This window comes from Streptomyces sp. NPDC041200 (genome assembly GCF_055591805.1).
Window position 1 is genome coordinate 1 of record NZ_JBVIZF010000083.1, and the last position, 11,680, is coordinate 11,680.

General features: G+C 72.0%; 10 protein-coding genes and 1 pseudogene. 9 read left to right on the forward strand and 2 right to left on the reverse strand.

The window, feature by feature from the left end:
- Nucleotides 1–56: 56 nt before the first annotated feature.
- Nucleotides 57–1,430: an FAD-binding oxidoreductase gene (locus ACZ6CL_RS42115; RefSeq protein ID WP_468946675.1), complete on the reverse strand. Its 1,374-nt coding sequence runs from the start codon at nt 1,428–1,430 to the stop codon at nt 57–59.
- A gap of 114 nt (nt 1,431–1,544) precedes the next feature.
- On the opposite strand from ACZ6CL_RS42115, the gene ACZ6CL_RS42120 reads away from it, so the two are divergent.
- From ACZ6CL_RS42120 to ACZ6CL_RS42150, 7 genes are all read left to right on the forward strand, one after another.
- Complete coding sequence (locus ACZ6CL_RS42120; protein WP_468946677.1) at nt 1,545–2,930, forward strand: hypothetical protein; 1,386 nt, start codon at nt 1,545–1,547, stop codon at nt 2,928–2,930.
- Between the two features lie 165 nt (nt 2,931–3,095).
- The gene (locus tag ACZ6CL_RS42125) at nt 3,096–3,923 is read left to right on the forward strand and encodes an SDR family NAD(P)-dependent oxidoreductase (RefSeq protein WP_468946680.1); all 828 of its coding nucleotides are present in this window, start codon (nt 3,096–3,098) and stop codon (nt 3,921–3,923) included.
- Between the two features lie 33 nt (nt 3,924–3,956).
- Nucleotides 3,957–5,324, forward strand: a complete 1,368-nt coding sequence (locus ACZ6CL_RS42130) for an MFS transporter (protein WP_468946682.1) — start codon at nt 3,957–3,959, stop codon at nt 5,322–5,324.
- 32 nt (nt 5,325–5,356) lie between these two features.
- Nucleotides 5,357–6,217, forward strand: a complete 861-nt coding sequence (locus ACZ6CL_RS42135; RefSeq protein WP_468946685.1) for an isocitrate lyase/PEP mutase family protein — start codon at nt 5,357–5,359, stop codon at nt 6,215–6,217.
- 8 nt (nt 6,218–6,225) lie between these two features.
- Nucleotides 6,226–7,224, forward strand: coding sequence for a C-terminal binding protein (locus ACZ6CL_RS42140; RefSeq protein ID WP_468946687.1), 999 nt, complete (start codon nt 6,226–6,228; stop codon nt 7,222–7,224).
- 16 nt (nt 7,225–7,240) lie between these two features.
- Complete coding sequence (locus ACZ6CL_RS42145; protein ID WP_468946690.1) at nt 7,241–9,121, forward strand: bifunctional sugar phosphate isomerase/epimerase/4-hydroxyphenylpyruvate dioxygenase family protein; 1,881 nt, start codon at nt 7,241–7,243, stop codon at nt 9,119–9,121.
- Between the two features lie 37 nt (nt 9,122–9,158).
- On the forward strand, nt 9,159–9,887 hold the full coding sequence (locus ACZ6CL_RS42150; protein WP_468946692.1) for a GntR family transcriptional regulator: 729 nt from the start codon (nt 9,159–9,161) through the stop codon (nt 9,885–9,887).
- Here ACZ6CL_RS42150 and ACZ6CL_RS42155 read toward each other — a convergent pair whose 3' ends face one another.
- Nucleotides 9,888–10,529 (reverse strand): TetR/AcrR family transcriptional regulator, encoded by a 642-nt coding sequence (locus tag ACZ6CL_RS42155; protein ID WP_468946695.1) that lies wholly within the window; start codon nt 10,527–10,529, stop codon nt 9,888–9,890.
- 115 nt (nt 10,530–10,644) lie between these two features.
- Here ACZ6CL_RS42155 and ACZ6CL_RS42160 point away from each other — a divergent pair, with 115 nt between their 5' ends.
- Both ACZ6CL_RS42160 and ACZ6CL_RS42165 read left to right on the forward strand, forming a co-directional pair.
- Complete coding sequence (locus ACZ6CL_RS42160) at nt 10,645–11,571, forward strand: ABC transporter permease (RefSeq protein ID WP_468946697.1); 927 nt, start codon at nt 10,645–10,647, stop codon at nt 11,569–11,571.
- Nucleotides 11,564–11,680, forward strand: a pseudogene (locus ACZ6CL_RS42165) (ABC transporter ATP-binding protein); the annotation flags it as partial. The gene ACZ6CL_RS42160 and the pseudogene ACZ6CL_RS42165, both read left to right, overlap by 8 nt.

Genomic DNA, 11,680 nt, shown 5'->3' on the forward strand with positions numbered 1-11,680 from the left:
CGCTGTCCGGCTCAAGGCGTCACCGGAAAGGTCTCACCGACTGGGACGCGGTCCGCTCAGCTCCGGCTGATGACCTTGCCCGGGTTCAGGATCCCGTGCGGGTCGAGGGCCGCCTTCACCGCGCGGTGCATCTCCAGCACGGCAGGGGCGAGTTCCTGCTCCAAGCCCTCCCGCTTCAGCAGCCCGACACCGTGCTCGCCGGTCACGGTCCCGCCCAGGTCGATGGCGTCGGCGATGATGTCGCGGAACGCGGCCTGCGCCCGCTCCCGGGCCGCCGTGTCGCCGGGCTGGGTGATGAGCAGCGGATGGAGGTTGCCGTCACCGGCGTGGGCGATGTTGGCGATGAGCGTGTCGTGCCGGGTGGCCGCGCGCTCGATCCGCGCCAGCATCTCCGGTACGGCCGCCCGGGGCACGCACACGTCCTCGGTGAGCACCGGGCCGAGCCGCTCCAGCGCCGGGTAGGCGAGCCGCCGCGCCGCGAAGAGCGCGTCGGCCTCCTCCTGGTCCGTGGATTGCGCGGCCCAGGTCGCCCCCGCCTCCTCGAAGCAGGCGAGCATGCGCGCGGCCTCCTCCTCCCCGGCCGGGCCGGGCGCGTCCGTGCGCCCGAGGAGCACCACGTCCGCGTCGACGGACAGCCCCATGTTCTTCCACCGGTCGACCGCGGCCAGGCAGTGCCGGTCGATCAGCTCCAGCGCGGACGGGGTCAGCCCCGCGGCCCCCACCGCGGTGACGGCGCGGCCCGCGGCCACGACCGACGAGAAGTATCCGGCGACCGTGTGCTCCGCCTCCCGCCGCGGGCGGAGCCGCACCGTGACCTCGGTGATCACCCCGAGGGTTCCCTCGGAGCCGACCATCAGCCCCGCCAGGTCGTACCCGGCCACGCCCTTCGCCGTCCGGCGGCCGAGCCGCACCAGCTCACCGGTGCCGGTCACCGCCTCCAGGCCGAGGACGTAGTCGCGGGTGACGCCGTACTTGACGCAGCACAGCCCGCCCGCGTTGGTGGCCACATTGCCGCCGATGGTGGACCAGGGCGCGCTGGCCGGGTCCGGCGGGTACCAGAGCCCGTGTTCGGCGCACGCGGCCCGCAGATCGTCGTTGACCACCCCGGGGCCGACGACCGCGAGCCGCTCCACGGGATCGATCTCGTGGACGGTGTTCATGTGCTCCGTGGAGAGCACGACGCACCCCTCGACGGCGTTGGCGCCACCGGAGAGACCGGTTCCGGCGCCCCGGGTGACGAGCGGAACGCCGTGCCGCAGACAGGCGCGCACCACGGACCGCACCTCCAGCGGGGTACGCGGCCGGACGACCGCACTCGGCGTGCCGTGCGGCGCCCACTCCGCCTCGTCGTGGGTGAATCCGGCCGCCACCTGCGGGTCCTCGACCAGCCGTCCGTCCGGCAGTTCCCGCCGCAGCTCCTCGATCAGCATCCCCGCACCGTACCCACCGTGGCGAGGCGCGATGATCACCGCCCTCACCGGACAGCGATCACCGCTGAAGAACAAAAGCCCCAAAGTTGAGCAATATGGGCTAGCGTCGTAGATATGAAGAGCGTTCGACGCGTCTTCCGGATGACGCTGGTGCTTCCGCTGGTCGTGCTCGCGCTGCTGCTCGCCGCCCTCGCCGCGGCTCCCGGAGCGCGGGCCGCTGACTCCCTCGACACCGCCGCGGCCTCGCTGCGCAACGGGCCGGTCTACGTCGATCCACGAGCCCGGGACATCCTGCCCCGGACCGAGGCCGCCGCCCTGTCGCAGAAGATCGAGAAGGCGGGCAAGCCGGTCTTCGTCGCCGCGCTCCCCGCCGCCGAGAAGCACGACCGGTCGACCCTGCTCCAGGATCTGCGGACGAAGGTCGGCGTCACCGGTGTGTACGCGGTCGCGCTCGGCGACCACTTCGACGCGGGCGCCGACCACTCCGTCCTGTCCCGTGACGCCGTACAGAACCTGACGGGCGCCGCGCAGCGGTCCCACCCCGGCGACTCCGGGGCCATGCTCACCGACTTCGTCGACCAGGCCGTGGAGCAGGCCAAGGGCGACGCGCCCGCCACCTGGAACCACGGCGCCACGCCCACGGGGAGCACCGGCGCGCTGGGCCTGCTCATCACGCTCGGCGTGCTGATCATCGTCGGCGTCGGCGGCACCTTCCTGGTGGGCAGGCGCGTCACCAAGCGGCGGCAGCGGCAGGACCGGGCCCGGCTGGAAGAACTCCGCCCGGTGGTGGACGAGGACATCACCGCCTTCGGCGAGGAGCTGACCCGGATCGGCTTCGAGCCGTCGTCCCCGAAGGCCGACGACGCGATGCGCGAGGACTACACCCGCGCCCTGGACTCCTACGAGCACGCGAAGACGGGGATGGAGAAGGCGCGGTCCCCCAGGGACGTGCGGGGCGTGAGCGAAGCCCTGGAGGACGGCCGGTTCTCGCTGGCCACCCTGGAGGCCAGGCAGGACGGCAGGCCGCTGCCGGAGCGCCGCCCTCCGTGCTTCTTCGACCCCCGGCACGGACCCTCGGTCGAGGACCGGCGGTGGACCCCGGCGGGCAGCACGTCCAAGCGCACCGTCCCTGTCTGCGCGGCGGACGCCGCCCGGCTGGACGACGGCGAGGAGCCGCTGGCCCGGCAGGTCGACACCTCCGCGGGACGGCGCCCGTACTGGGACGCCGGACCGGTCTACGCGCCGTGGGCGTACGGCTACTTCGGCGGCGCGCTGCTGCCGGGCCTGCTGGCCGGCACCCTGCTCGGCACCTCGCTCGCCTCACCCCTCGCGTACGGCGACTACTACGGCGCCGGTCCGGCCGGTGACTACTCCGGCGGCGACTACTCGGGCGGTGACCACTCCGGCGGCGACTTCGACCCGGGCGATTTCGGCGGCGGCTTCGACGGCGGCGGCTTCGACGGCGGCGGCTTCGGCGGAGGGGACTTCGGCGGAGGGTGACACCGCCCGCCCCGGCCCGCCTGGCCCACATGACGGCGTAACGCATCGCGAAAGCAATCTTGCGCCGACCTCTTGTATCCCAGATTGGCGAACTCTAGTGTCCCAGTCTCAGCGGCCCGGCTTCCCCACCCTCTCCCGCCGGGCGCATCGACGAAAGGGACGAGAGTGGCAGACCTCAGCGCTCTCTGCGTCGCGGTCACCGGTGCCGGGCGCGGCATCGGACGGTCGATCGCCCTGCGGCTCGCCTCGGCGGGCGCACACCTGGCCGTCATCGACCGCGACGCCGCCCGCGCCGAGTCCGTACGCGCCGAGGTGGCCGCTCTCGGCCGCCCGGCGCTCGCCGTCGCGGGCGATGTGACCCGTGCCGCCGACTGCGCCGAGATGGTGGCACGCACCGCCGATGGCCTCGGGCGGCTCGACGTCATGGTCTGCAACGCGGGCATCGTGCAGGTCAAACCCTTCCTGGACATCACCGAAGAGGACTGGGACGCCACGTTCGCCGTCAACGTCAAGGGCGCGTTCCTGACCCTGCAGGCCGCCGCCGCCCGGATGCGCACACAGGAACCCCTGGAGAGCGCCCACAGTGCCGGGGGCGCCCGTCCGCGCGGGAAGATCATCACGATGTCGTCGATCGCCGGACGCTACGGCGCCGGCCCGATGGCACCCCTCACCCCCCACTACCGCGCCAGCAAGGCGTCCGTCATCAGCCTCACCCAGACCGCGGCCTACGCGCTGGCGCCGGACATCACCGTCAACGCCATCTGCCCCGGCCTGGTCGGCACCGACATGTGGCGCCAGATCGACCAGGAGTGGTCCGCCACCGAGGGGTGGACCGCGGGCGAGGCGTGGCAGCGGCGCACGGCCGTCGTACCGATGGGCCGCCCGCAGACACCGGACGACGTCGCGGGCCTCGCCCTCTACCTCTGCTCACCCGATTCCGACTACATGACCGGACAGGCCGTCAACATCGACGGCGGACTGATCATGAGCTGAGCCGCCCTCCTCCCCGCACGATCGAGGAAGCACATGACACACGCACCCAGCGGCACCCCCGCCCCGGCCCTGGACGAGGCCGGGCAGCGCGCAGCCGTCTCGCGCATCTCCTGGCGCATCCTTCCGCTCATCGCGGTCGGCTACGTCATCGCGTACGTCGACCGCACCAACATCGGCTTCGCCCAGCTGGGCATGGGCACCGAACTGGGCATCAAGGCCGCCGCGTACGGCCTCGCCGCCTCGATCTTCTTCGTCGCGTACTTCTTCTTCGAGGTGCCGAGCAACCTGCTGCTGCGCCGCTTCGGCGCCCGCGCCTGGCTCGCCCGCATCATGGCGACCTGGGGGATCATCACGGTGATCACCGGGTTCACCACCAACGTGCAGATGCTGTACGTGATGCGCTTCCTGCTCGGCATCGCGGAAGCCGGTTTCTTCCCCGGCATCATCGTCTACCTCACCCTGTGGTTCCGCTCCGGCGACCGGGCCGTCGCGCTCGGCTGGCTGGTGCTGGCCCAGCCCGTCTCGTTCATCTGCGGCGGGCTGCTCGGCGGTCTGATCCTGGACCACACCGGGTGGTTCGGCATGGCGGGCTGGCGCTGGCTGTTCATCCTGACCGGCGTCCCCGCGGTCCTGATGGCCGTCGTGACGTACGCCTTCCTCCCCAACTCCCCGGCCACCGCGCGCTGGCTCGCCCCCGCCGACCGCGACTGGCTGCGCACCTCCCTGGAGTCCGAGCAGGGCACCGGCCACGACGAGGGCGTACGGGCGCAGCTCGCCGCCCTGCGCAACCGCCGGGTGCTGCACCTGGCCGCCACCCATCTCGCGCTCGCCATCGGCACCTACGGGTTCAACCTCTTCCTGCCGCTGATCATCAAGCAGATCAACCCCGCCTACTCGGCCACCAACATCGGCTTCACCGCCGCCGTCCCCTATATCTGTGCCGCCCTCGCGCTGCTGGTCACCGCCCAGTTGTCCAAGCGCGCCCGCGAGCGCAAGTACCTGGTCGCCATACCGCTCGCCATGGGAGCCGTCGGCCTCGCCGCGGTCATCGCCCTGCGGCACCACCCCGGGCCCGCGGTGGTCGCGCTCGCGATCACCGGGATCGGCGCCTTCGCCTGGCTGCCGCCGTTCTGGGCGCTCACCACCGACAGCCTGTCCAAGACCCACGCCGCGGTCGGCATCGCCGCCATCAACTCCATCGGCAACCTCGGCGGGTTCTTCGGCCCGTACATCGTCGGCAAGGAGACCGACGGCAGCACCGTCACCGCGGGCCTGCTGATCCCCGTCGTGTCCCTGGCCGTCTCCGTCGTGCTGATCCTGCTGTGGCGCAGCCCCGCGCGGCAGCCCGGCTCCGGAACCGGCCCGGCGGCGGTGGCCGACACACCCGCCGCCGCCCGTTGACCCCTCGTGACCCTCACCGGAAGGAGCCGACCGTGTCAGCCGCCACGTCGCTCACGGCCCTCCTGGACGGCCCCGGCATCGTCCAGGCCCCGGGCGCGCCCGACTCGGCCACGGCCCGCCTCGTCCAGGCCGCCGGTTTCCCGGCCGTCTACCTGACCGGCTTCGGCGCCACCGCCAGCCGTCTGGGCACCCCCGACATCGGGCTGCTCACCCAGACCGAGATGACCGAACACGCCCGCAACATGACCCGCGCCGTGTCCATCCCGGTCATCGCGGACGCCGACACCGGCTACGGCGGCCCCTCCAACATCCACCGCACCGTGCGCGAGTACATCCAGGCCCAGGTGGCGGCCATCCACCTGGAGGACCAGGTGGCGCCCAAGCGGTGCGGCCAGATGAGCGGCATCCGGCTGATGGACGAGGACGAGAGCGCCGCCCGGATCGCCTGCGCCGTCGAGGCCCGGGGCACCGACGACCTGCTGGTCATCGGCCGCACCGACGCCCTGCCCGCCGCCGGGATCGACGAGGCGGTACGCCGCGCCCGCCGCTACCGGGACGCGGGCGCCGACCTGGTCTTCGTCGACGGCATCAAACGCGTCGAGGAGGTGGAGGCCGTCGCCAAGGCCATCGAGGGACCCAAGGTGGTCTCCATCGTGGACGGCAACGAGACCACCCGGCTCACCGCCACCGACCTGGCCGACCTGGGGTTCTCCATCGTCTTCTACGCCGTCACGGCACTGTTCACCGCCACCCGCGCGGTCGCCGGCGCACTGGACCACCTGCGCACCGCCGGAACGCCCGCGGGCGGCCCGGCCCAGCACACCTACGCCGAGTTCTGCGACCTCGTCGACCTCGGCTTCCACCAGGACCTCGACCACCGCTTCGGGAGCTGAGCGCCATCATGTTCACCGTGGTCGTCACCGACTACGAATTCGCCGACCTGGAGCCCGAGCGGCAGGTCCTGGAGGCGGCCGGACTTGACCTCGTACCCGCCCAGGCCCGCACCGAGGCCGAGCTGATCGAGATATGCGCCGACGCCGACGCCGTGATCAACCAGTACGCCCCCGTCACGGCTGAGGTCATCCGCCACCTGACCCGCTGCCAGGTGATCTCCCGCTATGGCATCGGGCTCAACACCATCGACGTCCCGGCCGCCACCGAAGCGGGCATCGCCGTCGCCAACGTGCCGGACGGCTCCCTGGAGGAGGTGTCCGACCACGCCGCCGCCCAGATCCTCACCCTCGCCCGGGGACTGCACCGCTACGACGCCGCGATCCGCCGGGGCGCCTGGGACTACACCGTCGCGAAACCACTGCGGCGGCTGCGCGGACGCACTCTCGGGCTGGTCGGATTCGGCCGCATCCCGCAGCGGCTCGCCGAGAAGATGAGCGGCTTCGGGATGACCCTCCTCGCCCACGACCCCTATCCGGATGCCGCCCGGGCGGCGGCGCTCGGGGTCCGGCTCGTGGACCTCGACACCCTCTGCCGCGAAGCCGATGTGGTGTCCGTGCACGCCCCGCTGACGGAGCGGACCCAAGGGATGCTCGGGCCCGGGCAGTTCGCCGCCATGAAGCCCACCGCCTGCCTGGTCAACACCGCGCGCGGCCCGGTGGTGGACGAGGCCGCGCTCATCGAGGCGCTGCGGTCGGGACGTATCGCGGGCGCCGCGCTAGACGTCTTCGCCCACGAACCCATCGGCCCCGACAGCCCCCTGGCGCGATGCGAGAACGTGGTCCTCACCCCGCACACCGCCTGGTACTCGGAGGACTCCGAGATCGAGATCCGTACGAAGACGGCCCGCAATGTGGTAGACGTCGCCGAGGGGCGGCTGCCCACGTACCTGGTCAACCACGACGTGAACCACACCGTCATCCCCGCCCCGCGCGGCATCGCCCAGTGACAGGAGGACGAACGACATGACCCGTACAGCGGTGGCCACGGTCTGCCTGTCGGGGACCCTGGAGGACAAGCTCACCGCCGCGGCGGACGCCGGTTTCGCCGGGGTGGAGATCTTCGAACCCGACCTCGTCGCCTCCCCGCTCGCCCCCGCCGCGATCCGGGTCCGCTGCGCCGACCTCGGCCTGTCCATCGACCTCTACCAGCCCTTCCGCGACCTCGACTCCACCTCGCCGGACCGCTTCGCCGCCAACCTCACCCGGCTGGATCGGAAGCTGGAGGTCATGCGGCAGCTGGGCACCGACACCCTGCTGGTGTGCTCCTCGGTCTCCCCGGACGCGGTCTCGGACCCCGACCTGCTCGCCGGGCAGCTGCACACGGCGGCCGAACGCGCCGCCGCACACGGCATACGCATCGCCTACGAAGCCCTCGCCTGGGGCGCCCACATCAACACGTACGAGGCGTCCTGGGACGTGGTCGCCCGCGCCGACCACCCGGCGCTCGGGCTGTGCCTGGACAGCTTCCACATCCTCTCCCGCGGCTCGGACCCGGCGGGCATCCGCGACATCCCGGCCGAGAAGCTGTTCTTCCTCCAGCTCGCCGACGCGCCCCACCTGGACATGGACGTCCTCCAGTGGAGCCGCCACCACCGCCTCTTCCCCGGCCAGGGCGCCTGGGACCTGACCGCCTTCCTCACCCATGTGCTGGCCGCGGGCTACCGGGGACCCCTGTCGCTGGAAGTCTTCAACGATGTCTTCCGGCAGGCCGACCCGGGCCGCACGGCCATCGACGCCCACCGCTCGCTGCTCGCGCTGCGGGACGCCACCGCCCGCCACGCGGACGGGCGTTCGGCGGGCGCCGTGCCCGCCGTACCGGCTGTGCCGAAGGGGTCTCCGCCCAGTGGCGTGGCGTTCGCCGAGGTCGCCGTCGACACGGAGTCCGGGCCGCTGATCGCGCAGGCGCTCGCCGGGCTCGGCTTCGTCCACACCGGCCACCACCGCACCAAACCCGTCCAGCTGTGGACCCAGGGCGAGGCCCGGCTGCTCCTCAACACGGGCGCCACCCGCCCCGGCGGCGCGATCAGCGCCCTGGGCCTGCACACCGCCGACCCGCACGCCTCGGCCGCGCGCGCCGAGGCCCTGCTCGCGCCGGTCCTGCCGCGCACCCGGGGCCCGGCCGAGGCCGACCTCGCCGCCGTCGCGGCGCCGGACGGCACCGAGGTGTTCTTCTGCGGCACCGGCGACGACTGGCTGGCCGACTTCACACCCGCCGCCGCGCCACCGGACCGGCCCGGCGCGGGCGTCACCCGTATCGACCACATCGCGCTGACCCAGCCGTTCGACCACTTCGACGAGGCCACGCTCTTCTACCGCGCCGTCCTCGGCCTCACCCCGCAGCCCACCGCCGAATACGCCGCCCCCTTCGGCCTGGTCCGCAGCCGGGCCTTCACCGACCCCGCCGAGCGGCTCCGCATCGCGCTGTCGGTCACCCTGCTGCGCCGGGGCGACTGGGCGCCGCCGGTCACCAGCCCCCAGCACATCGCCTTCGCCACCGACGACATCGTGGCCACCGCCCGTGCCGTACGCGACCGCGGAGCGCCCCTGCTGGCCGTCCCGGACAACTACTACGACGACCTCGACGCCCGGCTCGGCCCCGACCCCGCGCTCCTCACCGACCTCCGCGAGCTGGGCATCTTCTACGACCGCGACGCCGACGGCGCGTTCCTCCACTGCTATACGGAGATCCTGGGCGGCGCGGTGTTCTTCGAACTCGTCCAGCGCCTCGGCCGCTACACCGGCTACGGCGCCGCCAACGCCCCCGTCCGCATGGCCGCCCACCGCACCGCCCGCCTCGCCCTCACCCAGCCCGGCCCGGACCCGGCGATACGGCAGCTACGGTAAGTTCGGGATACCCATGGACATACGCGCTGGGAGGGGCATGGCACGCACGACGGGCGGCGGACGGTCCTCGTCGCTGGCCTCCGAGGTGGCACGCCGTCTCCGCGCGGCCATCGTGGACGGCGAGTTCGACCTCGGCGAGGCCCTCTCCGAGGACGGCCTCGCCTCCGTCCTCGGGGTGAGCCGCACCCCGGTCCGCGAGGCCCTGCGCATGCTGCAACTCCAGGGCCTGGTCGAGATCGTGCCGAAGTCCGGGACGTATGTCTTCCAGCCCACCGAGGACGAGATCTTCGAGCTGTGCGAATACCGCACCACCCTGGAGATCCGCGCCGCCCAGCTGGCCCTCGAACGCAACCACGACGCCGCCCTCGCCGCCATGCGCCGGGCCGTCGAGGCCATGACCGACGCCCTGGCGGGCAACGACACCAAGGCGTACGGCACCGCCGACACCGCCTTCCACGAGGCGTTCTTCGCCCACTGCGGCAACCGCTACCTGAGCGACGCCTACCAGATGAGCCTGGCCCGCGTCTCGGCCCTCCGCGTCCACCTCACCTTCCTCGCCACGACCGAACCGGCGCGCTCCTTCCAGGAACACCGGCGGATCATCGAGATCTTCGCCGCGGGCCGTACGGACGAACTGGAGGAGATCCTGAAGGCGCACATCATGCGGACGCGCGAGAACTACATGCTGGCCCTGCGCGCCCGCGCCGCCCGCGACACCGAGTCCAAGGCGGCGGGCCTCCGCCGCAAGCTGGGCCTGTCCAGCTGATCACCGGTGCCGGGCAGGGTTGCGGGCGGCGGTCAGGGCCGCGGTGGTGGCGGCGGTCAGGGCCTCCACATAGCCGTCGGGGAGTGGCGAGCGGATGGTGGTCAGGCGCCAGTACAGCGGGCCGCTGGCCAGGTCGAGGGCGAGGTCGACGTCCGTGTCGGGGGATAGCTCCCCCCGGGCGACCGCGTTGCGGACGACCACTTCGGCGATGCCGCGCTGGGAGTCCCGTACCGCCGACTGAAGCGCCTGGGCCATGTCCGGGTTGCGGGCCGATTCCGCGAAGAGGTCCGGAATGATCTGGGCGGCCATCGGATGCCACAGCACCCGCGCGGTCGCTTCCAGGAGTGTCTTCACATCCCCGTGCAGGGTCCCGGTGTCCGGCGTCGGCAGCCCCTGCTTCGCCAGGGCGGACACCACCTCCAGGACGATGGGGAGTTTCGAAGGCCAGCGCCGGTAGATGGCGGCCTTCCCCACCCCGGCCCGGCGCGCCACCCGTTCGATCGACATGCGTCCGTAGCCGACCGTCGCCAGTTCCTCGAAGACGGCGGCGCGGATCGCGTCGGTCACATTCTCCTGGAGGACGGCGGCACCCGCGGGGGTGCGCCGGGGCTTGCCTGGCTCCTTCTCCTTCTCCATCTCCATGCTCTGAGCCTACTCGACGACGGAACGGTTGCGATCCGTCGTGGCCTGTTCTACGTTACTCAGCGACGGAACGCATCCGTTCCGTCCTTAGTGCCGAGGCCCGGAAGGTGACCAGGTGAGCCAGCCACCCGTTCTTGACCGCGAACGGCGCCCCCCTGTCGCGAGTCCCGTCGATCTCGCCGGGCTGGCGGCCGCTCGCGGCCTCACCGTGAGCGGCGCGCGTGTCGGGCTGCGCGATTACCTCGGGCAGCTATGGGGCCGGCGCCACTTCATCGTGGCCTTCTCCCAGGCCAAGCTGACCGCCCAGTACAGCCAGGCCAAGCTGGGGCAGCTGTGGCAGGTGGCGACGCCCCTGCTGAACGCCGGGGTGTACTTCCTCATCTTCGGCGTGCTGCTGGGCGGCAGGGATGGCATGCCGAACGACATGTACATCCCGTTCCTGGTGACGGGCGTGTTCGTGTTCACCTTCTCGCAGAACTCCGCCATGGCCGGAGTGCGCGCGATCTCCGGAAACCTGGGGCTGGTGCGGGCCCTGCACTTCCCACGGGCCTCGCTCCCCATCTCGTTCTCGCTCCAGCAGCTCCAGCAACTGCTGTTCTCGATGATCGTGCTGGTCGTCGTCCTGCTGGGCTTCGGCCACGCCCCGGACCTCAGGTGGCTCCTGGTCATCCCGGCCTTGGCGCTGCAGTTCGTCTTCAACACCGGTCTGGCGCTGGTGCTGGCCCGGATGGGGGCCAGGACTCCGGACCTGGCGCAGCTGCTGCCGTTCATCCTGCGTACGTGGATGTACGCCTCCGGCGTGATGTACCCGCTGGAACGCATGCTCCAGAAGGCGGGGGCCCACTCCTGGGTCTTCGACCTGCTGCTGGCGAACCCGGCGGCGGTCTACATGGATCTGATGCGGTACGCGCTGATCAGTGACGATCCGTCACGCGATCTGCCGCCGCACGTCTGGCCGCTGGCCCTGGGGTGGGCGGTGCTCCTCGGTGTCGGGGGTTTCGTGTACTTCTGGAAGGCGGAGGAGAGTTACGGTCGTGGCTGAACAGACACTGCAGGCCGCCGGGGCGCGTGTGCCCACCGTCATCGCCGACGACGTTCACATCGTCTACCGCGTCAACGGCGGGCCCAAGGGCCGTGGCAGCGCCACGGCC